We start from the raw sequence: 24,781 nt of genomic DNA on the forward strand, positions 1-24,781 counted from the left end.
AATCATACATCCCCCTTCGGTTGATATTTCTTTCGCACAATCTCGTTAAACAACTGAATCAGCTCGTGTTGTTCAAGCTTGACGGCCAGTCCCTTCTCAATAGCGGCTGTCAGCGCCTCAACAACCTCTTTCTTCTTGTATTGCTCTCTTTCCTCTGCTCCGACACCGGCGACAAATGTGCCGGTTCCTTGCCTTGTGCGAAGCAGCCCCTCATTCTCTAGATCCTGATACACTCTGCGAACCGTGATGACGCTGCAGTTCAGATTTCCGGCGAATTCTCTAATCGATGGCAAAAGTGTCCCCTCCTCGATCTGACCGCTAATAATGAGCGAACGCAGCTGTGTCTCAATCTGGTGATACAAGGGCTCTGCACTGTTTTCATTAATTTGAATAGGAATTCGCACCTCTATCACCTCACTTATTCAGAAACGATCCGATGGGAACCTCTCTCATTCCCCAAACTTCCAGATTCGTTCATGCCAAATCTCGCTTGTTCTTCAGCATATGCAGCGTCCGTCTCCCTAACAGCAGGAAAGTCCCCAACCCGATAATCAGCGATCCCCACATCACTGGCGATAACAGCTTCCAGCGCATGGCAGATTCGGCCGAGAATTTGAAAAGGCTAAATCCCATCATGCTCATCGATACGACTGCAATCGAGGTTATCAGAATGAGCAGTAACGCCCTGTGGAAATATGCCTTGCCGCTAACCATGAACTCCCAGTAAATGTAGAAGCCTGAGACGAGAAATCCTATCCCCTGCCATATCCCTACAAATGCAAGGTAACTCGGAATGTCCATAATCGCTCTCGTGGCGGGCGAAATCAGATAGATGCTGCCATAGTAGATCAACCCGTTAAAGAGAAATGCCATCAGCCCCATGATGAGACGGCTATACACAATGACGGGCACCGGAATCGGAAGTGTCCGATAATAATACAGCATCTGGGTGTATGAATCCTCGTTAAGATAACGGAATGAACGTCTGGAGAACCAGAGGCTCATCATCGGTACATAGAAAAACAATATAAAGTCCACGAAAGGAAAAACGTTGCCCAAATCCTCAAACTGCTGCCCGATTGTAATGCCGGTGACGAGAACCATATACAGCGTGAATAGGAGCGTCCACAATACTTGAAACTTATCACTGCGAAAGTCCTTCTCAATGATGTTCATCGCCATTCGAATGTTATGCAAGCTACTCACCTTCCCTGGTCGTTAACGTTATCTAATCGAAGTTGTTGCATATAAGAAACACTGTGCTTAGTGTGATTACTGTGCTCACTGTGTATATCTTTATACACAGTATATAGTGTGCTTCTTCCACTGTCAATTCCCCTCCGAAAATTTTCCGCTGCAAGAAAAAAAAGCACCTGTCAGATTCCTCTGACAAGTGCTTGTGTTACTTATATCCCGAATATGACTTCCCATACCGGCTTCGTATGTCCGCCAGGGTACAGCACATACAGCAGTGTGTATACCGCGACCCCTGTAATGGCAGTGAAGAACCAGATGACCGATGTCACTCGGCCCCATTTCCGGTGCTTCGCATATTTCTCCTTGAACCCAAGGACAAGCGTTGTAATCCCGAACACAGCTGCCACTGTAGCCAATATAATGTGGAACACAAGGAAAATCTGATAATAAAGCTTCAGATCATCCGGCCCGCCCCACGTCGTGTTCCCTACGAATATCGTACGGGACGAATAAATAATAAAGAAAATAATCGCTGCGATTGCCGCCCATATCATCACTTTCTTATGAGCCTCGCGCTTTCCCTGAATAATCAGTCTCCAGCCAATCGCCACCAGCACAGCGCTGATGACGATAAATGCTGTACTAATCGTGGGAAAGATCGTATAAATATCCATGCCTGTCCTCCTTCAGTAACCCGCTTACGCTTGATTCAAATTTCCAGGCGGGATGTCTCCCGGCAATGGATCATCTTCCTTGTTCTCTCGCTTATACCAATGGAAGAACACATAAGCCAGCATCGAAGCGAAAATGATCTCCTGGAAAAACTTCATAATAATACCTCCTACCCGCTGATCAATGAGCGGATCCAGATATCCGAAATCCTGCGGACCGCTGAAGCTTGTCAGAAGTGTAGAAGTATCCGAAACACAGTACCCCATCGCTTTCGCCCATACAGCCGGATCGCTGAAAGTCGCATACATCGGATGGCTTGAGAAAATAATAAGCGCACAGGCTGGCGTTAACAGCACCATGTTCAGAAAGATGTACGCCATTTTCATCAGGCCCGACGACTTGTCCTTTTCCGGGATCGGATTCAGAATCGCCCACCACATGAGCATTGAGGTGATGAACAGAATTAGGAAATATATTCTGTGCACCGTGAAATTGAGCATGACAAAGTCATGTACAACCGGAATATGGTAGAACGAGAACAAGCCGTTGAACACCACAGCCGACACAATCGGCCGCGCCAGGAACCCGAGCTTCCTGAACGGATTCACCCGGTCAAAGGCCCGCCACAACCATACCGGAATACCCAAAATGATCAGCGGTACCGCTACCAGATAGGACAAGGCCATGCTGATCATATGAAAAGAGAACATCATGTGCCCCAGCAGTTCAATCGGTCCGCCTTGGGCCAAGTAATAAGCAGCCATGCCGCTGACAAACAGCACCTTGCGGCCCGCCGATACCGGAGCGCTGCCTTCAAAGCGGCTGCTGAGCGGTCCAACAATCAGGAAGTAGACCGCCGTCAGAACCAGCATGAAAGCCAGGAACAGCGGACTCCATTTATCTGCGAAAGTAAAATATTCTAAGCCCAGCATTCGAAAACCTCCCCGAAACGGGTTAAATTCTGTCGATATTGTGACATATGTCCACGATTTAAAAAAAGAGGGGGCTTATTAGCCTCCTCTTTTTCATTTTACCACCAAACCCAGAACAACGCCATGACAATCGCCGTACTCGCTACGAAAAAGCCGCCGATCATAAACAGGATCGGCATCAGATGCCCCTTATCCTTCAAGTGCATCCAGTATCCCATCTGCACGAACACCTGCAGAACTGCCATCACGAGCAGCAGAATTACAGCAAACGTGGCATTTACTCCGCCAGCCATCACCGCCGCAAATGCGATTGCAGTCAGAATGATCGAGAAGATGAACACCAAAATGTGCTTTTCCGGGCCTTCCGGACGATGACGATGCTTCACAGTAACTTCATTAGATTGTTGATTTGCAGTCATTTCTTAGGCCACCTTTCCAAGAAGGTATACGACCGAGAAGATGAACACCCACACAACGTCGATAAAGTGCCAGTACATCGCAGACACATATACCTTCGGCGCTGTAACAACGTTCAATCCTTTTCTATACAGCTGGCCGATCAAAATTCCAATCCAGGCGACACCGAATGCTACGTGAGCGCCGTGAAATCCGACAAGGGTATAGAATGCGGACGAGAAAGCACTTGTCTTCATATCAAAGGATTCATGAACGATGTACTCGTAAAACTCATAAATTTCAAGACCCAGGAACGCGAGGCCGAGACCAACGGTTACGATCAGCCAGTTGATCAACGATTTCACATTATGGCGATGCATCGCCTGAATCGCGAACACCGAGGTCAAACTGCTGACAAGCAGGATCAGCGTTGCAACGGCTGTAATCGGCAGCGAGAACAGTTCACCCGCCGTCGGCCCTTCGTTATTCTGGTTGCGAAGCGCCAGAAACGTTGCGAACAGTGTTCCGAAGAGCACGGCTTCACCGCCAAGGAAGAGCCAGAAGCCCAGGACCTTATTACGGCCCTCCAGCGTTGCTTTTTCGGGCTCATGAGGAAGTTCGCCGTTTACATGTTCAGCGTGTGATGTCATGCTTTCCCCTCCTCTTCCAGTTCTTCAACTTCAATATGATAGCCGTGATCATCGTACAGGGAACGTGCAACCATAGCCGCAAAGGTGATTACAAGTCCGACAATCATAACGATGTATTTATTGAAGATCAGGCTCATGAATGCGTTGGAGAAGTCCTCCGTACTGAACATGAAGCCAAGACCCGCGATGAACAGCCCCACCGACATCACAAATGGTAGGATGCTCGGAGACGGCATATGAATCGGTCCTACCGGTTCAGCAGGCGTCATGCCTTTGTTGCCAGCCATCTTCTCTTTCCAGAATGCGTCGATACCGCGCACGAGCGGAATCTGCTTGAAGTTATATTCCGGCGGAGGAGATGGAATGCTCCATTCCAGGGTACGACCGTCTTCCCAAGGGTCGTTCGCAACACCGGCTGGCTTCTTCGTTGTCAGCACCACGTTCACCAGGAACAGAATGACACCGACACCCATCAGGAATGCGCCGATCGTACTGATCAAGTTGAGCGTATCAAAGTGCTGATTCGGCAAGTAGGATACAATCCGCCGCTGCATACCCAGAAGACCAAGGAAATGCTGTACAAAGAATGTCAGATGGAAGCCGATTGCAAACGTCCAGAACGTCCATTTACCAAGTCTTTCATCCAGAATGCGTCCGAACATCTTCGGCCACCAGTAATGCAGACCCGAGAACAGGCCGAACACCAGACCACCTACGATAACGTAGTGGAAGTGAGCAACAACGAAATACGTATCATGGAACTGGAAGTCAGCCGGAGCCGAAGCAAGCATAACCCCGGTTACACCACCCATGACGAATGTTGGGACAAATCCGATCGCGAACAAGTTCGCGCTTGTGAAACGAATCTGACCGCCCCACATCGTAAACAGCCAGTTGAAGATCTTGATCCCTGTCGGAACGGCAATCAGCATCGTTGCGATGGAGAAGAGCGCATTCGCAACAGGTCCGAGACCAGTTGTGAACATATGGTGAGCCCATACCATGAAGCCGAGGAAGGCGATCAGGATGGTTGCAAACACCATGGAGCTGTATCCGAACAGACGCTTGCGCGAGAAGGTCGGAATAACCTCTGAAATAATACCGAAGGCCGGCAAAATCAGAATGTATACCTCAGGATGGCCGAAAATCCAGAAAATATGCTGCCACAATACGGGGTTACCGCCAGATGCGACATCGAAGAAATTCGCGCCAAGCAAACGATCAAAGCTGAGAAGTACAAGTCCTACCGTAATTGCAGGGAAAGCAAACAAAATCATCGCCGATGTAATGAACGCCGTCCAAGTGAACATCGGCATTCTCATGAAGGACATTCCCGGTGCGCGCATCGTAATGATGGTCACGAGGAAGTTGATACCGCCGATCAGGGTGCCGAGACCGGCAATCTGCAAGCCGATCGTATAGAAGTCGACCCCTCGTGTCGTCGAATACTCCGTGGAGGAGAGCGGCGTGTACGCCGTCCAGCCCGCATCCGGTGCACCGCCCATAATCCAGCTCAGGTTAAGCAGAAGTCCGCCGAACAAGAATGTCCAGAAGCCGAGCGAGTTCAGGAACGGAAACGCAACGTCCCGCGCGCCGATCTGAAGCGGTATGATCGCATTCATCAATGCAAAGATGATCGGCATGACGCCCAGGAAGATCATCGTTGTTCCGTGCATCGTAATCAATTCATTGAATACCTGTGCGGAGACGAAATCGTTCATCGGCTTGATCAGCTGGATCCGGATCAGAATTGCCTCGATACCGCCGATGCCAAAAAAGAAAGCTCCCGCAAGCAGGTACAGTATTCCGATTTTCTTATGGTCGACGGTCGTAATCCAGTCCATCAACCCCGTGTAGCGTTTTACGCTATGGCCGTGAGCATGAGCATGAGCCAAGGTGTGTACCCCCTTTAAAAGTTCTTGCTGTATTAATAATCCAACTTATAATTGGCCAGGTATTCAGCAATCTGCTCGATTTCCTCGTCGCTGAATCCGAGATCCTTAGGATCAGGCATCGTGTTGCCAGGTTTAACAGCCTGTGGGTCCATCAGCCATTCCACCAGGTTGTCTTTTACCGGCTTGCTGCCCTCTGCGCCGCTTATATCGTTCAGCAAGATACTTGCTATGGTCTCACGCGATCCGATGCCGGTCAGGCTCGGTCCAATCGGACCACCTTGGTCGCCCACAGCGTGGCAGGAAAGACAGTTGGTTCTGAATTTCTCAGCAAGCTCCGTATCTGCAGGAAGCACGGCCGGCTGTTTGAATGCATTAACCCATGCATCAAACGTAGCATCATCAACCGCTTTCACCCGGAATTCCATATAAGCGTGAGACGCACCGCACAGCTCCGCACACTTGCCAATGTATGTATTCTCGTTATCGGCAATCAGCGTCAGGTAGTTCACTGTGCCCTCCGTATTCGTGTCTCTCTTACCGCCAAGAGATGGAACCCAGAAGGAATGAAGCACATCGTTTGTTTTCAATTGAAATGCAATTTTCTTGCCTACAGGAATAACAAGCTCCTGCGCTGTTCTGATATCATGGTCAGGATAATAGAATTCCCACCAGAACTGGTGTCCTGTAACCTCTACCTTCACGGCCTCCGGATCGTTCCAATCAATCTGGTCGTATGCAAATACCTTTTGAATGGTAGGAACTGCAAGGATAAGCACGAGAAGCAGCGGAATCGCCGTCCAAATCACTTCCAGTTTGAAGTTCCCTTCAACCTGTTCAGGTACTTCGTCTTGTCCCTTTTTTCTGCGGAATTTTACAAGTACGTAAGCAGCAATTGCAAATACCACAACCATAACGACAACCATGATCGAAATGGAGAGCTTAATTAAATCCAGCTGGCCCTGCGCTACCGGGCCTTGTGGTCTCAAGACCGACAGATCCTCGCGACCGCAGCCGGATAACACCAAAGCAAACATGGCTAACAAGGGAAGAAGACGCTTTACTGCCTGCCACCGTTTCATCATTGATCTACCCCACTTTTCGATTTTCGTAGACTACCATCCGGCGCAAACAGCGGTAATCTACCTGCACAATCACGGATGAAGTAATCCTGTCAATTAAAACAATCACTTATTAAATATAAGTTCATGGGTAACTTTTGTCAATCATTCACAGGGAATTCACAAATTGTTCGAAAAGTCGTCAAAGTCGCGCCAGACGCGGGTTTGCAATCGCTTCCACCCTCGATCCAACCCCCTTTTCGCCTTTTTTCGACATTCGTTTCTTCCTTTGATTGCCCTTTCACTGTTTACCCGAACTTTCGCTCCAGCAATCATAGAGCAAGGAGGGTCTTCTCGCCCCATAATCGGCACTGAAGATCCTCCTATTCATTATGCTATATTTTTCATCATCTTATAATCCCGTTAAGATGATGGGGCCATTTCTCGTCACGGCGACGGTATGCTCATATTGAACGCCGACGCTTCCGTCCGCGGACGTGATCGTCCAGCCATCATCGCCCCAGTATACAGCTCCTGTCGGACCGAGCGTAAATACGGGCTCCACGGTGATGACCATCCCCTCTTTCAGCATGAGCCCCTTCCCCGGTGTTCCAAAGCTCGGCACATCCGGCGGCTCATGCAGGCTTCGACCGATGCCGTGTCCGACCAGCGCTTTAACGATACCGTAGCCTTCCTCTTCTGCCACGGTCTCCATTGCATGACCGACATCACCCAGCGGAACGCCGTGGCGCACCTTCTCGATACCTTTGTACATCGCTTCCTTGGTCCGGTTCATCAGCCGCTTAACCTCCGGTGCCACCTGTCCAACCTCATAGGTCCAGCCCGAATCGGCCAGCCAGCCGTTCTTGTTCACCACAATATCTATCGTTACGACATCCCCGTCCGCCAGCGGGCGATCATCCGGAAAACCGTGGCACACCACTTCATTGACCGATGCGCAGGTCGCGAAGCGATACCCTTTATATCCCTTCTGCTCCGGATAAGCCCCTTCACGCTCCAGGTACTGCTCCACCAGCCGGTCGATTTCCAGTGTTGTCACCCCCGGCTTGATTCGCTTGGCGATCATCTGATGGCATGCCGCCAGTAAGGAACCTGCCTGCCGTATATAGCCGATCTCCTCCGCACTCTTCAGCGTTACTTTTCCCATGTTGACTTGCTTCCCCTCGCCTTCTGAATTGACTTCTAACCAATATATGCAAGGAAAAAGCAAAAAAACCGTTTCCAGGGCATTCACCCCAAAAACGGTTAACCATATTCAAGACCAAATGGTTCAAACCATAAAATCAATGTCTACATGATGCTTTCAGCGATGCTTATCCAGGTGCAATCAATATTACGAAACAGAGGAATTTAATTTACCCAACTCGTTCTCCACGACGAGAGTGAGCTCTTCTTCGTACCCTCCCATAATATGATATTTCCGGACGTACTCCTTTACAAATTTTTTCGGATCTTTAGGCCGGAAAATTCGTGTCATTTCCCGCAGACTTTCCTTTACCTCATTGTGACCTTTCGTTGCCATGATGGATCCCTCCCAAAACGTGGAAATAAACTGCTCCGTTTAGAGAATGCCGAAAAGATCTACCTTAAATTGAGTTGTGAAGCCTTACTGCAGTTCTTGTGGTGAACGATTAGGTTGATATTCAGCAACTTACCAATGCACCTGACACTACAATAACCTGAAAGCAAACAGCTGAATCATTAATTTATTGTATCATATTCTTCGGATTGTTTCATCTTTCCCAAAAAATGTTTTTCCAGGCTGATTTTTTTAGATCGGCATCCTATGCAAGCATTCAGCCGTCTTCTGGTTAAGATATGGCTAAGAATTGCCCAAGCCTGCAATCGGAAAGGAGGTTCATCATGGATGCTCCCAGCCCTTTATTCATCTGCCCTCCGGAGGCCGTCCCCTCTATTTCGTGTGCGGATCCAGAGGAATGCGCTGTCGATCGCCGCATGCTGGACAAGACCGATGCGCTCATCCATGAGCGTTATCCCCGTATGCGCAGCTTCCTGCTCATCCGCCACCGCAAGCTGATTTATGAGCGCTATTATGGCGGTCATGCGCTCGCTTCCCTGAATGATCTCCGATCAGCGACCAAAAGCGTGACATCCCTGCTTGCCGGTATTGCAAATGCACGCGGAGAGCTTCCGCCACTGGAGAAATCCGTCTCTTCCGTACTATCAAGGTTTGTGCCGCCGCACGCCTCGCCCATGCTCGGCCGGATTACGATCCGCCACCTGCTGACCATGACCTCCGGCTTCGCCTGGCAGACGGGCACCAAACTCGGCGAGCCGCTCATCCGCCGCTTTCACCGCTCCCGGAACTGGACAGCCTTCGCTCTGTCCCTCCCGATCCAGGAAGCGGAGATCGGCCAGTTCCAGTACCGCAGCATCGACTCCTATCTGCTGTCCGTTGTCATTAGCGAGAGCACAGGCATTCCCGCACACGCCTATGCGACCCGGCATCTGTTCAGCCCCCTCGGCATTCGCCACGCCGTCTGGTCCCCGAGCCCGGAAGGGCACTCGATGGGTCATGTTGGCCTGTATCTGACTTCAAGAGATATGGCCAAAATCGGTGTATGCTGCCTGGAGGGCGGTCGCTGGAATCAGCAGGCCGTCATCCCCTCCGACTGGCTCGAGGAAGCCCTTGCGCCTCAAACCAAAGGGTACGGCGCTTTCGGCGATTACGGGTATCAATGGTGGAACGGACAGCTCTCAGGGTTCAGATATGCCCTGGCCCACGGGCATGGCGGTCAGCAAATGTATCTCTTTCCGGAGCTGGACGCTGTTGTTGTTTTCACAGCCGACAGCAGGGTCAGCCGCTGGAGAAATCCGAGAATGCTGCTGGAGCGGTATATTTTGAAAGCCATGCAGCCTGATTGAGCTCCGGCATGGCTTTGAGCGGATATTAATGCTCCATTATGGTTACTTTATGCCATATATGATTTCTTTACTTTATAAATGAATGAGAGGAGTTTGATAACATGTCCGGTAAAGATAAAGATCTGCCCCCGATTTCACGAGATGAGGTTGAAGTTGACGGCACCTACACGAATGAGTGGGGCCGGGAACAATATTTGAAGCGCGGGGAGAGATTCCCGTTTGATCCACAGGGAGGGTCAACCGCTTGGCATCTGACCGAATACGATTTTGAGAACCACCATGAAGGAAGAACCGACGAACGTCTGGTCCGCAAAGAAAAAGGACCGGATACGCAAGTCAACGCAGAATCTCCAATGCGTCATGTTGAAGTGGACTAGCTCTTCTCGATCAAGGAACAGCAGAGCGTTCACACGATACGCATAAGCCTGCTTACAAAGGATGATCCGATATGAGAAAATCCAGATGGCTGTGGCTTATCGTCCCGGTACTGGCTATAGGCGCAGTCTGGCTCACTCTTTATCTGCTGGAACCTGAATATTCCTACACCCCTCCTATCGGCAAGCTGGAGAACAAGCCTGAGCTTCGCTCATCGCAGCATGGCCCGGTTAGGCAATTCGATGTCTGGGGCAAGTCGGTCAAGCTTCACGCGAACTCCCGGCAGCCCTCTCCTTCCTCACTGTCTCCCGACGATGGCGCCGTTGAAATCACCCCCGATATGCTTGAGCTTGGCCGAAAGACACTGTACGAGCAAACATTCGGCAATGAGATCTTTCTCTCCGATGTGCTTGGCATCGTCAGCGGTCCGTTAACGATCAAGAGCATCTCGAAGGCGATTGCCAAGCTGAAGGGGGCGGGAACGAGCAACCTGGAGGTAGCGCTGGAAGAAGATATTACAGTTGGAGGCCTTTCCTTTAAAAAAGGAGATATCATCAAGACCGGATTCGATGTGGCAAAAGGCTCCTATATGCCGGTCGGCCTGACCGTAAAGTATCAGGAAGGCCGCGTCAAGGTCGGCGTCACCTGCATGGCTTGTCATGCGACGGTGAACGACGAGACAGGGCGCTTGGTCGAAGGCGCCCCCAACGCCGATCTGAATCTGGGGCTCGTTCTTGCACTGGCACCGAATAGCGCCGCTTTTTTCACGCATACCGATGTTGACAATCTGGTCCAGTATGTAAAGGACTCCAGCCCTTTAATTCCCAACTCCAAAGGCGGGAAGGAAGCGCTGCCGGATGCCCAGCTGCTGGAGAAGGCCGTTGACGACAATCTCGTGAAATGGGCGCCGGGTTACTTTGACACAACGGTGGATTTGATCAGCGATATTACGCAAATTCCCGATATGTTCACCAAGGGCGACTATCCGTACAGTTGGAGCGGATTTGCCGCGATCGGCCCGTTCAAGGGGCTCAGCTCGTTCACGAACAATGTGCATGCCCAGAACACCGATTCGCTAAGCCAGATGGATGTCAGCGACAGCTTTTTTGGCATAGATAAAGAGGTCTATGTGGGCACGATTCTGCAGAATGCCGCCAATCCGAAATACCGATACGATCCGAAAAGCGGTATGAAGCCTTCGGTGTTTTTTGATACGCTTGACCCCAACCCGGGCACCGCCGGGGCCAATGAAGTCATCAAAATTCCGAATTACCCGAAAGTATCGGCGTTTGCCCCCAATGGTCTGTACGTCAACACGCCCGGCTACAAGGTCGGCGAGCAGGTGAACGCTATGTCCGCCTACCAGAACGTCATCAGACCTCCTGTGCCGAAACAAACACCCAAGCCTGAGACGCTGGCGCTTGGCAAGGAAATTTTCCGGAAAGCGCAGTGCATCACCTGCCACGCAGGAGACGCCTTCAACAACCACCGGATATTGCCGGTCAAGGAAATCGGCACGGAACCCGCCCGTGCGCGGGCATTCTTTCCGACAGAGAACGATTTCGGCAAGTCCCTGTTCTATCCTCCGGACACACCGGTGCCCCTGCCAAAGGATGCCAAAGTGGTTGAGGTGCCATCCGGGGATGTCGAACCGGACCAGCTGACGCTGGGGCTCGGACACAAGAACACCGGCGGTGGCTATAAAGTCAAGGGCCTGATCGGACTGCGTTGGTCCGCACCCTATCTTCATGACGGAGGCGTAGCGGTCGGTCCGGAATTGACGCAGGTGGGGGTTTCCGCAACCCTGATGAAAGGAATCTCCCCCGATCCCTACAACAGCCTCAAAGCGATGGTGGACAGAAACCTGCGCGAGCTCGTAGTGAAAGCCAACCGTGAGGATCAACGGCTGAAGGATACGAGTGTCACCGGGCAGGGGCATGAATATTGGGTGGATGAAACCACGGGGTACACGAAGGAGCAGCAGGATGCGCTCATTCAATACCTGCTCAACCTGAAGCTCAAGTAGAACTCGGAGCATAGGCCTTCAGCATATCATCATACTTTGTCCGACACGCTCATATGGTTAAGGTATAAGACTTGCCCTATGAAGTGTTCTAAAGACAAGGAGCTGGTATGAATGTCACCCTTTAAATCGTCCACAGGGCTTCCCGAAAACCTGGCGGCTGCACTATGCTATCTGTTCCCGATGGTCGGAGGGATACTGTTTCTTTCCCTTGAAAAAAGAAGCCGCTACGTCATGTTCCATGCCCTGCAATCCCTGTTCGCCTACGGCATACTGGGCATGGCCCACGTACTGGCCGGCGCCGTGCCGATTATCGGCCTGCTGGCCTCGGCGCTGCTCGCCCTGCTTGGCGTATTAATGTGGCTCATCCTTATCTTCAATGCGCTCCAGGGCAAATGGTTCAAGCTGCCCTGGATCGGCCCCTTCGCCGAGCAGCAGATCCAGCGGTTATAGCAGCCGCATGCCCAGGATGCGGCGATGGACAAACAGCACTTTCTTCTTCCCTCTTCAGGGTGAACGCACCCGGGTGAACACAGAGAAGCCGGCAGAACGAATTCTGCCGGCTTCTGGCCGTTCTCCGGTTAGGCAGGATTCGCCGAACCGGTATGTCTTACAGCGCCTGCTCGTGCCTTCAGGCTACTTTCCCCTCCAGCGCTTCCTCATCTTCCTTGCGGACAGGCGGCGTTGATTTGAGGCCGTTAAAGAGCAGGTTCAGCACGATCGCTGTGACCGTTCCTGCCACAATTCCGTTATCAGCCAGAATGCGAATCCAATCCGGCAGTTTGGCGAACAGTTCCGGCACGGTGGTCACACCCAGGCCGACGCCGACGGAACAAGCGATAATGAACAGATTCTCATGACGGTTCAGGTCCACCTGATCGCCCAGCATGCGGATTCCGGAGGACACGACCATCCCGAAGAGGGCAACCATCGCGCCGCCCAGAACCGAAGATGGAACCAGGTGCGTCAGCGCAGCAATTTTCGGGATAAGTCCGATCAGCACCAGCACGCCGCCGGCCACCACGATGACGTCGCGCGTTTTTACGCGGCTCATCTGTACAAGCCCGACATTTTGCGAATAGGTGGTGTACGGGAACGAGTTGAACAAGCCGCCCACCACAATGGCAATCCCTTCGGCGCGATAGCCGCGGGTCAGATCCTTCGAATTGATGTCGCGACCGACGATTTTGCCAAGCGCCATAAATACGCCTGTCGACTCTGCCACGCTGACAATCGCCACGAGAATCATGGTCACGATCGGCATCAGCTCAAATGTCGGCGTTCCGAAGTAGAACGGCTGCGGAGCGCGGAACCATCCGGCTTCCTTCAGCGGAGCAAGATCCAGCCCCCCGAACACAGCAGCCGCGAGCGTCCCCAGAATCAGTCCGATCAGGACGGAGATCGAGCGCAGGAACCCTTTAGCAAAACGATTCATAAGGATGATAAACAGCAGCACGCCAAAGCCGAGGGACAGATTCAAGGCGCTCCCGAACTCATCGCCGGCATTCTGGCTGCCCCCAAGATCCGTCAAGGCCACCGGAATGAGCGTCAAACCGATGATCGTCACGACCGATCCGGTCACGACCGGCGGGAACACCTTAATCAGCTTCCCGAACAAGCCGGAGAATAACACCACAAACAATCCGGATGCGATAATCGCGCCATAAATCGCCGACATTCCGTACTGCGTGCCGATGATAATCATCGGACCGACCGCCTGGAATGCACAGCCGAGCATCACGGGAAGCCCGATGCCAAAATATTTGTTCCCAAACACCTGCAGCAGGGTCGCTACCCCGCAGGCAAGCAGGTCAATCGCGATCAGGTAGGTCAGCTGCTCGGTCGTCAGTCCGAGGGCATTGCCTACAATCATCGGAACGATAATCGCTCCGGCATACATGGCCAGCACGTGCTGGATCCCGAGGGAAATGGTTTTGCCCGGTGCACGATTCTTATCAAAAATCGGTTCTGTCACCGCTTGCTTCGCTTCTTCCATGATTTCTTAACTCCTTCTGAATGAAATGGTTGGATTATGCAAATGTCACTTTCCCATCCTCAAGCGATGCAATACGGACCAGGGACTCGACACGATAACCGGCTTCGCTCAAGAGACGTCCGCCCGGCTGAAATGCTTTTTCGATGACAATCCCGATGCCCACAACCTCTGCGCCCGCCTGCTCCACGATCCGGGCCAGACCGAAAGCTGCCTCGCCGTTGGCAAGAAAGTCATCCACGATCAGCACCTTGTCGCCGGGATTGATGAATTTCTTGGAGACGGTAATTTCGTTGCTCTCCTGCTTGGTGAATGAGTACACCTTCTCGACATATATATCTTCACGGAGCGTCAGCGACTTCTGCTTGCGCGCAAAGATCAGAGGCACGTTCAGCTCAAGCGCGGTCATGATGCCCGGTGCAATACCCGAGGACTCAATGGTCAATACCCGCGTGACGTTGTGCTCCTTGAAGCGCTGTGTAAACTCTTTGCCCACCTCCCGCATCAACACCGGATCCATCTGGTGATTCAGGAACGAATCGACCTTCAGAACCTGATTGCTAAGCACAATACCTTCCTCTTTAACTTTGTTTTGCAGTAATTGCATGATGCTCCCCCTTCATCCTTGTCCACATTCCCAAAAGCAAAAAAGCCCATCTTCATCCTCTCCGTCTCCGAAAAAAGGAATCCATGGGCTAAAGCAGACACAACGGCTGATCCACACGAAGCCCGAAATACAAGGCTGCCGCTAATCGCCGCGCTGCAATATCCCGTAGTCCAATCATTTCCGGTGATCGGGTAGAAACATGCAGGCCAATCCCTGCACATATACGAGAAGATGTACTATTATGATAGAGCTTTAGATTACAACCTTGCTCTCATCGCTTAAAGTAACAGAACGTGTTATATCCGAATGAAAGAAGTATACCGCTTCTCTATGAATAAATAAAGTGAAAATTTGCGAAAACCATCTTTCCAAACTATTCCACACAAAAAAAGAAACCGCTTCTTAAGCCATAAAGGAGCACAGCCCCTAGGCCAAAGAAACGATTTCTTATCTTCCCGATAAACAATCGGTCCGTTCTATACATCAACGCTATCCTTCAAACGCAACCTGGATCATGACAATCTCCGATTGCGAACCGAGCCGAATCGGCGGCCCCCAGAAGCCGTATCCCGAAGTGACAATCGAATGAAACGATCCCTGCTGCATATAGCCGTAATCGTTCTCGAACAAGGCTCGGGTAATCAGATGAGCCGGGAAGACCTGGCCGCGATGCGTATGGCCGGAAACGATCAGATCGGCGCCCTGCTCTCTGGCCTCCTGCAGCGCATTCGGCTGATGGTCGAGCACAATCACCGGTTTCGACAGGTCCACATCCTGCATCAGCGTCGCCATATTAGACCGGTTACGATCCGAGTAGTCCTTGCGTCCGACCAGCGTCAATTGATCTTCCACCACAAGCGATTCATCATAGAGCACCGTCATCCCGCTGCGTTCCAAAGTGTCAATCAACGCTTGCATTCCAATCGGATCACGGTCGTGATTGCCTAGAGAAGCATACACGCCGTACCGGGCCTCAAGACCCGTCAGAACCTCGTCAATGCCCTGGCGCAAATACGCGTCCAGATCATCGTCGATAATGTCCCCGGGGAACAGGATGAGATCCGGCTGAAGGGCGTTGATTTCCTTCACCATCCGCTCTGCATGGCTTTTGCCCGAGAGCAGGCCAAAGTGCATGTCCGAAGCAAGGACAACGTTCAGATTGTCCAGCCCCCCTGCATTCTTCTCAATCTTCACTTCATATGTACGCACGACCGGGCTGTAGGCATTGTAGGATCCGTAGCTGATCAGGCCGATCAGCAGCACCAGCACGGCGTAGCCTGCGGCCTTCTGCACCGTATGTCTTGGCAGCGTGGTCAGCTTGAGCAGCAGCAGCACAATATGCATAACCGGTATCAGAATGATCAGCAAATAGAACACCGCCATCCAGTACGAGCCGATCATGCTTAGAAGCGGTACGCTCCCGATAAAGCGGCCTGTAATAAACGAGGTCGCCACCACGGTCAGAACCACCGCATAAATGATCTTCAACACCAGGGATGGACGCGGGTTCACCCACTTCCATACGCTTCGACCAACATAATAGACAAGCAGACCGTAAACAGCAAGCATTGCAATCGCTATAAATATAAACATCTCCATCTCCTTCCGCCAATAAATATTATATCAAAGAAGGCGGAGGAGATCATCTTTACAATCCTCTCTGCTTGGGCAGCAGATTATTCAATATCGCTTTGAGATTGCGGTCTTCCGTGTATTTCTCCTGACCCATATCCAGCTCGTTCACCCGAATCGAATGGTAGGTCTCATTCGAATTCACAGGCTTGAACAACAGCTCGTCCTGCTCATCGGGCACGACCTCATATTCCAAATCACGAAACATATCCAGCAGCTGGTCCGTGCTCGGCGCTTTTCCCTCATCAACGAAAATAAGTCCGCGCAGCTTCTTCGGCCCTTCTGCATGGTTCACTGTAAAACGGACGATGCATTCCATGTTGTATAACAGCTCCCTTCCTCTTCCAGTGTCCATCCCTATTCATGATCTCCTGCCGGCGCAGCGTTCATTCAGGGAACATGGGGCGAATCCCGCACAATTCCAGGACCGGTTCCCAGCTATATTCCCCTATACCCAGCATACGCTATAAAAAAGCAACTGGAAGTGACAAAAGTCACTTCCACGCTTCATTCCTCAGATTCTGTTTCTGCCGGTTTATCAGATCGCTGATCGATACCGCGGTCCTCCACAAAACCGGACGAGATATACTCGCGCTGGATGTTTTCAAAATTCGGGCCGTAGCGCTCTTCCAGCTCTTCTCCCATATCCTGCTCCAGATGGAACAGCACCATCTGTTGCGTGAAGTGATGCAGGAGCAGCTCCGCCATGACCGGATGCTCGGTAATGACCGCGCCGGTCTCCTGTTCTCCGCCGCGCATGCCGAGCATGCACCAGCTGCGGTCCACAACGAACGAGAACTTTCGCCCGCCGCGGCTCCGCGCACCCAGGTCATCCCAGCCGGACCAAGCCAGCGTCCGGGCCAGTCCGTGGTCCGGACCGTCGCAGGCCCAAACCACCCTAACCCCCCGGGATTCCGCCTCGGCAAGCGGTTCGCGAAGCAGCTCCGCTTCCTCCCGCCATACGTCCACGATAATTTCCCGCTTGGCACGTCCAATCTCGCGGGACAAAATATCGAGCACCGCCTTGTCCCCTTCCATGCTCAGAAACGGCGCTCCGGCTCCCCGGGGCAGGCTCTTCTCCACGAATGCGAGCGACGCTTCCACCCGCATCGAGATCGTCCGGGTCAGCTCCTCGGGCTTGAGCGCCCGGTAACGAAGCGGTTCCCCGGACATGCGCTCCAGCGCTCCCTGACGCTCCAGACGCTGCATGGCCGCATATACATTCGAGCGGGAAGCGCCAAGACGCTTGGCTACCTCGTAGCCTCCGGCCGGTCCATGCTCAGCCAGATCGACCATAATTTTCGACTCAATTTCGGTAAAACCCAGATTGCGCAAATGATGCAGTAGTTGTTCCATTAACCCAGTCCCCCCAAAGATGCTTGAACGCCAACTTCACCCGCACACACCGCTCGTGCTAGCTGCGCAATATGGCTGTCCCCGTTACCGCTCAGATCTGTTCCGCCCCGCAGCGCGGACACCATTTGGAGCCTTTGGCCAGATCAACGCTGCAAATCTGGCATTTCACCGTATCGCGCGCACTCTCCTCGTCCGGCTTCTGGTCCTGAAACTGATTGTTCTCCTGCCAGAAACGGATGCGGCGATCCAATTCCAGCTGCCGCTCCCGCTCCCGCTCAAGCTCCTCAAGGTGACGGCGTTCCCGTTCGCGTTCTTCCTCTTCTCTGAAGAGCTGCTCCGGATCGACCTCAACCTCCGGATCGATCTCGGCTTCCGGCTCTGCCGGCCCTGACACCGGACGGTATTCAAATCGCTCCTGCACCGCATGTTCTTCCTCATGCTCATGCTCATCCTCAAACGGAAGCACCCGCTCCCGTTCCCTCTGCACCGGCTGCGCCTCAGGCTTAGGCTCGTTTCTCGTCAGCTTCTCGAGCTTGTTCCCGCAGTATGGGCAGAAGTTGGCATCCAGTCCAACGACACGCCCGCACTCGCACAGCCGCTCGTTTTTCATAATGGCAATCCGGTTGCGCAGCGTGTGAATCTGCTCCTGCAAACCGTCACAGACCTGTGCCAGTTCAACCATTTCTTTCTCGGCGACCGACATATCCTGGGATCGGTAGCCCTCATAAAACACTTTGCCCATCTCTTGAAAATAAGCGTTCTTCTGTTGCTCTATTTCAGCGATCTGACTGTTCATTTTGTTGATTTCCACCACATGCTGCGCTTTCTCCGTCGCTTTATTGGCTCCATCCTTCAGTCTTTGCAAAATTTTCATCCGTCTCATCCCTTTCTATCGCTAGTCCGTTTCTCCAATATTCTCCGATATATGTTCGGTCTTATTTACATATTCCAGGCAATCACTTCAATTTCGATTCGGGCCGCTTCAGGCCAGATCAGACAGACGTACTGAATCGCCTCGCCTATCGCTGCCGATGGGAAGCCCACTGGTCATCATCCGTCATTTTTCCCGTAAAAATGCCAGACCCGAAGCTGCGGGGCTTTTCCGTGTACCTATCATACCAAATTTGCTTCCCGTTTGGAAAAAGGGAGGGATTCCCAGGCAAGCCGACAAGCATCCCCGTGCCACTTTCGCTGATTCAGCCCTGCGCGATTGCGTGTAAACATATACAAACCCATCGACAGATGCGGAAATGGAGGGATTTGATATGAATTACGAGAAAACGACCTATTATGTTTCGGTCAAACATAACTTAATCCAAGAAACTCCGCATGAATCCGTTGAATTTGTCGTCCGATTGAGCGAGGATGAGCTGACCAGGCTTCGCGATCTGCTGAACGATGTGGCAAAAAGCGACAAATACGCCTTTCGGCGCACCTTTGTCCCCTATAAGTCCGCAGATCATGATGATGCGGCCAAGCAGTTCGACGACCGGACGATCGAGCTGTACAGCTTCCTCTATGAGCATGGCGATGAGAACAGCCGCAAACTGATTAATGATATGAACATCATCGACAAAATGAACGATACCGGCTATGACCATCCCGGCTACGCCGGCTCACCGACGAACAAACCGCCGGAGAATTGAAAAAATCCCGGAGCGGATGCTCCGGGATTTATGACAGTTCAACACGTTCATATGCCCGAACCTTGCGGATTCCAATTCAACATTAGCGATTGAACAAGAAGACCGCAAGTACATAAAGTCCCTGATAAGGGTAGACTTCAGTCCCTTTTTCCATACAGTTCTTCGGACCTGGAATTACAGTTTGATATTCGACTCGTCGAAATACTCCTCCAGCGTCAATCCGCTGTCGGCAATATCTGGCGCAAGATCCTTTCCGACATATCGTATATGCCAAGGCTCGTACACGTAGCCGGTAATGCCTTCCTTGCCTTCCGGATAACGAATAATGAATCCGAATGCCGCCGCATGCTCGGCGAGCCACCGGCCCTCCGCTGAACGTCCGAATACTTCTTCCAGCGCATTGCCGACACTCGGGCTGGATACATCAATGGCAAGTCCCGTCTGATGCTCGCTCGTCCCCGGAACTGCACTTACGCGCGACGCCTCTTCCTCACCCTTGGTCCGCACATTGTTCTCATATATCACCTTCTGGCGCTCATAGGAGCGATAGCCGGACACGGCGCGAAGTTCAATGCCGTCGGCCTGGGCAGCTGCAAACAGCTCCTCCAGCGCCTCAGCCGCTTCCCGGCGCATGTGGCGCTTCTCATGCGCTTCGTCAAAGGAGAATGGCACATTCGGCTCTACCAGATCGCTCGGCGCATAGCCGTCCGGCAGGCTCCGCTGCTTGTTCACCACAACCGGGATCGCTTCAGCGTTGATAACGACCTGCTTGCCGCCTTCTTCCTTCACGGTAGCCTGGAGCGCATTCTCGGTCCGCTTCGCCATCACCGGATCGGACGGCACATCGTCCGCTCCTGCCTCACCCTCAGGGATCGTATTCTCCTGCTGCTCCCCGGCAGGCGACTGAAGCTCCTGTCCCTGCTCCTGCCCTGACCCGGCATCCTTCGACTGACAGCCAGCCAGCACCATTCCCGCTACCAGCAGCGATGACAGCAGCAGGGTTGTCCAACTTGTTCTTCTTGCGCTCATCTGCCGCTCTTCCCTTCAAAATGAATTGTTTCCTCTCCCCATTGTACCTCATATCGAAATGTGAGGACAAACCATCATTTCATGTCATTGATGGGCTCTAGCGGGCTGGGGAGAGGCGGGGGGCACGCGGGCCGCGTTGCCAGCGCATGGGCGCCGGGCACACCTGCGGCATGGGCGCCGAGTGCACATGGGCCGCGTTGCCGAGGCCGTTCAGCCCCGGGCGTACCTGCGGCATGGGACCGCGTTGCCAGCGCATGGGCGCGGGCACTCCTGCGGCATGGGCGCCGAGTGCACGTGGGCCGCGTTGCCGAGGCCGTTCAGCCCCAGGCGTACCTGCGGCATGGGACCGCGTTGCCGGCGCATGGGCGCCGGGCACTCCTGCGGCATGGGCGCCGCTCCCGGCCCTCGCGGCGCGGACCGCGAAACGGCGGTCAGTCGCCGTTTCGCGGCAGCTGGCGGCGCAGCTGCTCGGCCCGGGCCGCCGTCTGGCGGACCACCAGGCCGAGCGCCTTGGAGGCGCCGCGCACGCCCGGCAGCAGCCCGGCCCAGTCCCCGGCCGGGCGCAGCTCCTCCGGTGGAGGCGGCGGCGAAAGCCGCACCTCCACCTCATCCAGCTGCGGGCCGGGCCGGTGCAGCCGGCCCTCGGCCGCCGCCTCGGCCAGCCACTCGCCTGGAGAAGGGAGCGGCGCTCCCTTCTCCTTGGCCCGTGCGGCCGCCTCGTCGGCGGAGCCGCCTGCCGCGTTCCCGGCCGTCTGGCCCCAGGCGTCGTAGACGCCGGCCAGCAGCGCCTCACGCGGCAGCCCCAGCAGCGCCAGCCGCTGGAGCGGCTCCGCTGCCAGCCGCTGCCGTGCGGCATCCAGCACGGCGGCGGCATGGCTGCAGGCAGCGCGCCCGCAGGAGCAGCGCGCGGCCGATCCATCGCCTTCAAGCGAAGGCGATGGAAGCCCGGCGTCCGCCTCGGCGGCCGGACGCCCGGCAAGCAGGCGGTACAGCGTCAGCGGCCGAAGGCCGAGACGCTCCACCAGCGCCTGCTTGGCTTCCGGTGTCAGCACGTCCACCGGAACCTCCACCAGCGCCGATTCGGTTTCATCATCCGCGCGCTGAACTGCCCCTTTGATCAGACCTGGGGTGAAATCCAGCTTCACCTGTCCCCGCTCAGGGGCTTCCTGCTGCTCCATGGTGGCACAACCTCCTCTTAAGCTTCCAGGCACTCCTCTCGGGGCCTGGGTTCTACCGCTGCCAGAAGGCTCTTGCCTTCACTTGCAGCTACAGCCAATCCTGACTTTGCAGCTCGATCAATTCGCGCAGTTCACGGTCCGACATCTCGGTCAGCCAGGTTTCGCCTGACCCGACCACCTGCTCAGACAGCGCCTTCTTCTGCTCAATCAGCTCATCAATTCTTTCCTCCAGCGTTCCCTGGGCAATCAGCTTGTGCACCTGCACATCACGATGCTGCCCGATCCGGAACACGCGGTCCGTCGCCTGATTCTCCACCGCCGGATTCCACCAGCGGTCATAGTGAAGCACATGGTTGGCCCGGGTCAGGTTGAGCCCGACGCCGCCGGCCTTCAGGGACAACACGAAGAACTCGGAGCCCTCGCCCGCCTGAAAGGCCCGAACCATCTCGTCGCGGTCCCGCTTGGCTACGCCGCCGTGCAGGAAATGCGGCCGCTTCCCGTACCTCCGGGTGAGCACGCTGACCAGCAGTTCTCCCATCGCAACATACTGGGTGAATATAAGCGCCGATTCGCCTACATCGGCAATGCTGTCCAGAATCTCCAGCATCCGCTCCAGCTTGCCCGACTGCTCGATGCGTACAGTGCGGCTGTCCTCCCCGCGAATGAGCTGCGGGTGATTGCAGATCTGCTTCAGCTTGGTCAGCGAGGACAGCACCAGCCCCTTCCTCGCCAGACCTGTCCGATTCTCGATCTGCCCCAGCATTTCGTCGACGACCGCCTGATACATCGCCCCCTGCATCTCGCTCAGCCTGCAGTAGGACTTTACCTCCAGCTTCTCCGGCAGATCCTTGCGGATGTCCGGATCACTCTTCAATCTGCGCAGCATGAAGGGCGAGATCAGCCTGTGCAGTTCCCGCAGCCGCTCCTGCTGCCCGTCGCCTGCGGCGTAACGCTGCCGGAATCCGTTGAAGGAGCCGAGATAACCGGGGTTGAGAAAATGAAAAATCGACCACAGCTCGGCCAGCCGGTTCTCCACCGGCGTACCGGTCATGGCGATCCGGTGAGGCGCTGACAGCTTCATGACACTCTGCGCCTGCTTGGTCCGGTAATTCTTAATGTACTGCGCTTCATCCAGCACGATGCTCGACCAGGATACGGCTGCCAGATCACTACCGTCCCGCCCTGCCAAATGATAGGTCGTCAGCACAACGTCGTACTCCCGGACCTCCTCCTGGAACACCTCCCCCTTCAGGCGGCGGGTCCCATGATGGATATACAGCGACAAATCCGGGCCGAAACGTTGAAACTCCCGCTGCCAGTTGCCAAGCAGCGAAGTCGGACATACGATGAGCGCCGGTCCCCGGCCTGCAGCAGTCCTTGTACTGTCCAGCAGACAGGTAATAACCTGAACCGTCTTTCCAAGTCCCATATCATCTGCCAGGCAGACCCCGAATCCCATATCGCGCATCAGGCTGAGCCACTGAAAGCCGCGTTCCTGATAAGGCCTTAGCTCCCCGTGCAAGGAAGCCGGAACAGGTCGTTCCGGAAGCTCGCGCAAGCCATCGCCGGCCAGCAGCGAAGACAGCAGTCCTGTCGTCTCCAGCTCCTCGATCAGCAGCCCCTTCCAGATTCGCTCCCCGTCCTGTTCGGCGGCGAGATGGACCCATTCGGCCAGCTCCATTTCCCCCTGCTCATGACGCTTCATGAACCGGAGGACCTGGTTGATCTCCTTCAGGTCCACCTCAATCCATTCTCCCCGGAACTGCACGTACGGCAGGTTTTGCTGCACCAGCGCTTGCAGCTCTTCCCGGGTGATGGGCTGCCCGCCCATTGAGGCCGAGATCTGGAATTCCACGAGATGCTTCATTCCGAGCACCGGCCTTGCGCCTTCCTCCCCGGTCAGCCTCGCATCCGGCTGCATCTTCAGGGACAGTCCGACGCGGCGGCGGCCTTCTCTGGTCCACCTGGAAGGCATCTGGATCTTCACTCCCCCGGCCGTCAGCTGCGGAACTGATTCCTTCATGAAAGACGCAAGCCGGCCAAGCGGAATAACGACACCTTCGGGTGCCGGTCCGAATAGGCCCTCCGCGAGATCCGGGGCCTGCTCTGCCGCCTCGCCAAGCCTCATTAAATACTGGTCGCGCACGCTGCGGTACACCCGTCCCCGAATCATCCGATCCGGCTCCTTCCCGCCCCATATGCTTCGGGCAGGCAGCCAGACGCCTTCATCCTCCACGCTGCCAGCCCAGAACGAGATCCGCCACTCCTCGGCCCCAGGTTCAAGCGGAGGCTCCAGCCTCAGACCAAGCCGGAGGGTTCCGTCCTCAGGAGGCAATTCCTCTCCCTCCATATAAGGCATGCCCGCCTGGCTTACTTCCTCCACGCTGCTGACCAGCCCGCCGATCTCTTCCGGCGTTCCCTGAACGGGAATTTCCCGGCTGACCGTAAGCAGACTGTTCCACCACAGCTCGACCAGCGGGGATTGTCCCCGCCTGTAGGCAGCGAGATGAGCGGACAGCTTGCTCTCCAGCTCCTGCACCGATTGCCTGGATTCACTGTCGATGATCGCGCTCAGGAAAGAATGCAGCACGATGGCCCCCGCTTCTTCCCGGCTCGCCGGCTCGTGACCCGCAAAGGCCGCCGGGGCCCCCAAGCATATCGGCGGCATATTGGCTGCAAGCTGCAGGAACCGCTCCCGATCCTCCCCATCAAGCTGCGGTCTCCATACCGCCCGAATGCTCTCGGTTGATGTTCGGCGCCGGCCGGTAGGGCGCACCTCCGCCGAGGATGGCGCCAATTTGCCGCGCAGCAGCAGCTCCATCGCAAATTGGCTCGCCTTGACCCAAAATCGCATCTCCTCCCCCGTCTCCAGGCCCTGGCTTCTATAGTAATCGCTGTCCAAGAACAGCAGCATCCGGAATGCATCGGCAGGCGAAAGCGCCAGTCCTTCCAGCATGCGTCCGCCCAGCAGCTTACGTTCCGGCCGCCTTCCGTTTTTGGCCTCCATGGTCTGCAGCGGGTACCTCAGCTCGGCCAGCCGGAGAACAGCGCCTGTATAAGGACGGCTTCCGTCCTGAAGGCGAAGGGCCTTCACCACCCGGCTCCATGCATCGACCCGCGGCTCTGACACCTCGCCCGAAAAACAAAAGAATACGTCACCTAACCATACGCCATAAAGCGGTTGATTCATGATAGTCTCCCGTCTTTTCCTGCTTTTTAGATATTATTACTATCT

Annotated in this window: 24 protein-coding genes and 1 riboswitch; of the genes, 5 read left to right on the forward strand and 19 right to left on the reverse strand. The window is 54.3% G+C overall.

Annotated features, from left to right (window positions below; all coding sequences use genetic code 11):
• Positions 1-2: 2 nt before the first annotated feature.
• From MKX64_RS06980 to MKX64_RS07025, 10 genes are all read right to left on the reverse strand, one after another.
• Positions 3-404, reverse strand: coding sequence for a GntR family transcriptional regulator (locus tag MKX64_RS06980; protein ID WP_330163936.1), 402 nt, complete (start codon positions 402-404; stop codon positions 3-5).
• Positions 405-474: 70 nt separating this feature from the next.
• The gene (locus tag MKX64_RS06985) at positions 475-1,206 is read right to left on the reverse strand and encodes a hypothetical protein (RefSeq protein WP_330163935.1); all 732 of its coding nucleotides are present in this window, start codon (positions 1,204-1,206) and stop codon (positions 475-477) included.
• 200 nt (positions 1,207-1,406) lie between these two features.
• Positions 1,407-1,871 carry a DUF420 domain-containing protein gene (locus tag MKX64_RS06990; protein WP_095265955.1) on the reverse strand — a complete coding sequence of 155 codons (465 nt, stop codon included), beginning with the start codon at positions 1,869-1,871 and terminating at the stop codon, positions 1,407-1,409.
• Positions 1,872-1,895: 24 nt separating this feature from the next.
• Positions 1,896-2,801 carry a cytochrome c oxidase assembly factor CtaG gene (gene ctaG, locus MKX64_RS06995; RefSeq protein WP_095265954.1) on the reverse strand — a complete coding sequence of 302 codons (906 nt, stop codon included), beginning with the start codon at positions 2,799-2,801 and terminating at the stop codon, positions 1,896-1,898.
• 98 nt (positions 2,802-2,899) lie between these two features.
• A complete protein-coding gene (locus tag MKX64_RS07000; protein ID WP_095265953.1) occupies positions 2,900-3,220 on the reverse strand; it encodes a cytochrome C oxidase subunit IV family protein in 321 nt (106 codons plus the stop codon).
• A 3-nt stretch (positions 3,221-3,223) separates the two neighbouring features.
• Positions 3,224-3,847, reverse strand: a complete 624-nt coding sequence (locus MKX64_RS07005; RefSeq protein WP_095398548.1) for a cytochrome (ubi)quinol oxidase subunit III — start codon at positions 3,845-3,847, stop codon at positions 3,224-3,226.
• Positions 3,844-5,691, reverse strand: coding sequence for a cytochrome c oxidase subunit I (gene ctaD / locus MKX64_RS07010; RefSeq protein ID WP_176475580.1), 1,848 nt, complete (start codon positions 5,689-5,691; stop codon positions 3,844-3,846). Before ctaD ends, MKX64_RS07005 begins: the two co-directional genes overlap by 4 nt.
• 83 nt (positions 5,692-5,774) lie before the next feature.
• A complete protein-coding gene (gene coxB, locus MKX64_RS07015) occupies positions 5,775-6,824 on the reverse strand; it encodes a cytochrome c oxidase subunit II (RefSeq protein WP_095265950.1) in 1,050 nt (349 codons plus the stop codon).
• 388 nt (positions 6,825-7,212) lie between these two features.
• Positions 7,213-7,968, reverse strand: coding sequence for a type I methionyl aminopeptidase (gene map / locus MKX64_RS07020; RefSeq protein WP_095265948.1), 756 nt, complete (start codon positions 7,966-7,968; stop codon positions 7,213-7,215).
• A gap of 186 nt (positions 7,969-8,154) precedes the next feature.
• Positions 8,155-8,343: a hypothetical protein gene (locus tag MKX64_RS07025; protein ID WP_095265947.1), complete on the reverse strand. Its 189-nt coding sequence runs from the start codon at positions 8,341-8,343 to the stop codon at positions 8,155-8,157.
• A 341-nt stretch (positions 8,344-8,684) separates the two neighbouring features.
• Between MKX64_RS07025 and MKX64_RS07030 the strand changes: the two genes are divergently transcribed.
• From MKX64_RS07030 to MKX64_RS07045, 4 genes are all read left to right on the forward strand, one after another.
• Entirely contained in the window at positions 8,685-9,707 is a 1,023-nt protein-coding gene (locus MKX64_RS07030) for a serine hydrolase domain-containing protein (protein WP_095265946.1), read from the forward strand.
• 101 nt (positions 9,708-9,808) lie between these two features.
• The gene (locus tag MKX64_RS07035) at positions 9,809-10,084 is read left to right on the forward strand and encodes a transposase (RefSeq protein WP_095265945.1); all 276 of its coding nucleotides are present in this window, start codon (positions 9,809-9,811) and stop codon (positions 10,082-10,084) included.
• Between the two features lie 71 nt (positions 10,085-10,155).
• Positions 10,156-12,108 carry an electron transport protein gene (locus tag MKX64_RS07040; RefSeq protein ID WP_341035588.1) on the forward strand — a complete coding sequence of 651 codons (1,953 nt, stop codon included), beginning with the start codon at positions 10,156-10,158 and terminating at the stop codon, positions 12,106-12,108.
• Between the two features lie 111 nt (positions 12,109-12,219).
• On the forward strand, positions 12,220-12,558 hold the full coding sequence (locus tag MKX64_RS07045; RefSeq protein ID WP_095265943.1) for a DUF4870 domain-containing protein: 339 nt from the start codon (positions 12,220-12,222) through the stop codon (positions 12,556-12,558).
• Between the two features lie 178 nt (positions 12,559-12,736).
• On the opposite strand, the gene MKX64_RS07050 is transcribed toward MKX64_RS07045, so the two are convergent.
• The 6 genes from MKX64_RS07050 to MKX64_RS07075 form a co-directional block, all read right to left on the reverse strand.
• Complete coding sequence (locus MKX64_RS07050) at positions 12,737-14,101, reverse strand: nucleobase:cation symporter-2 family protein (protein WP_341035589.1); 1,365 nt, start codon at positions 14,099-14,101, stop codon at positions 12,737-12,739.
• Between the two features lie 34 nt (positions 14,102-14,135).
• Positions 14,136-14,705 (reverse strand): xanthine phosphoribosyltransferase, encoded by a 570-nt coding sequence (locus MKX64_RS07055; RefSeq protein WP_095265941.1) that lies wholly within the window; start codon positions 14,703-14,705, stop codon positions 14,136-14,138.
• A gap of 146 nt (positions 14,706-14,851) precedes the next feature.
• Positions 14,852-14,952: riboswitch (purine riboswitch) on the reverse strand.
• 242 nt (positions 14,953-15,194) lie between these two features.
• Positions 15,195-16,298, reverse strand: coding sequence for a metallophosphoesterase (locus tag MKX64_RS07060; RefSeq protein ID WP_196426402.1), 1,104 nt, complete (start codon positions 16,296-16,298; stop codon positions 15,195-15,197).
• A 55-nt stretch (positions 16,299-16,353) separates the two neighbouring features.
• Positions 16,354-16,656: a hypothetical protein gene (locus tag MKX64_RS07065; RefSeq protein ID WP_095266050.1), complete on the reverse strand. Its 303-nt coding sequence runs from the start codon at positions 16,654-16,656 to the stop codon at positions 16,354-16,356.
• A 188-nt stretch (positions 16,657-16,844) separates the two neighbouring features.
• Positions 16,845-17,693, reverse strand: a complete 849-nt coding sequence (locus MKX64_RS07070; RefSeq protein WP_155617619.1) for a TrmB family transcriptional regulator — start codon at positions 17,691-17,693, stop codon at positions 16,845-16,847.
• Between the two features lie 91 nt (positions 17,694-17,784).
• Positions 17,785-18,567 (reverse strand): zinc ribbon domain-containing protein, encoded by a 783-nt coding sequence (locus MKX64_RS07075; RefSeq protein ID WP_095265938.1) that lies wholly within the window; start codon positions 18,565-18,567, stop codon positions 17,785-17,787.
• A 391-nt stretch (positions 18,568-18,958) separates the two neighbouring features.
• Between MKX64_RS07075 and MKX64_RS07080 the strand changes: the two genes are divergently transcribed.
• Entirely contained in the window at positions 18,959-19,339 is a 381-nt protein-coding gene (locus MKX64_RS07080; RefSeq protein WP_095265937.1) for a hypothetical protein, read from the forward strand.
• A 174-nt stretch (positions 19,340-19,513) separates the two neighbouring features.
• Here the strand turns inward: MKX64_RS07080 and MKX64_RS07085 are convergent, their stop codons facing one another.
• From MKX64_RS07085 to MKX64_RS07095, 3 genes are all read right to left on the reverse strand, one after another.
• The gene (locus MKX64_RS07085; protein ID WP_095265936.1) at positions 19,514-20,368 is read right to left on the reverse strand and encodes a M15 family metallopeptidase; all 855 of its coding nucleotides are present in this window, start codon (positions 20,366-20,368) and stop codon (positions 19,514-19,516) included.
• Between the two features lie 431 nt (positions 20,369-20,799).
• Positions 20,800-21,546 (reverse strand): hypothetical protein, encoded by a 747-nt coding sequence (locus MKX64_RS07090; protein WP_341035590.1) that lies wholly within the window; start codon positions 21,544-21,546, stop codon positions 20,800-20,802.
• 88 nt (positions 21,547-21,634) lie between these two features.
• On the reverse strand, positions 21,635-24,736 hold the full coding sequence (locus MKX64_RS07095) for a DEAD/DEAH box helicase (protein WP_341035591.1): 3,102 nt from the start codon (positions 24,734-24,736) through the stop codon (positions 21,635-21,637).
• Positions 24,737-24,781: the final 45 nt, after the last annotated feature.

The organism is Paenibacillus sp. FSL M8-0334 (assembly GCF_038000405.1).
GTDB classification, from domain to species: Bacteria; Bacillota; Bacilli; order Paenibacillales; family Paenibacillaceae; genus Paenibacillus_AQ; species Paenibacillus_AQ campinasensis.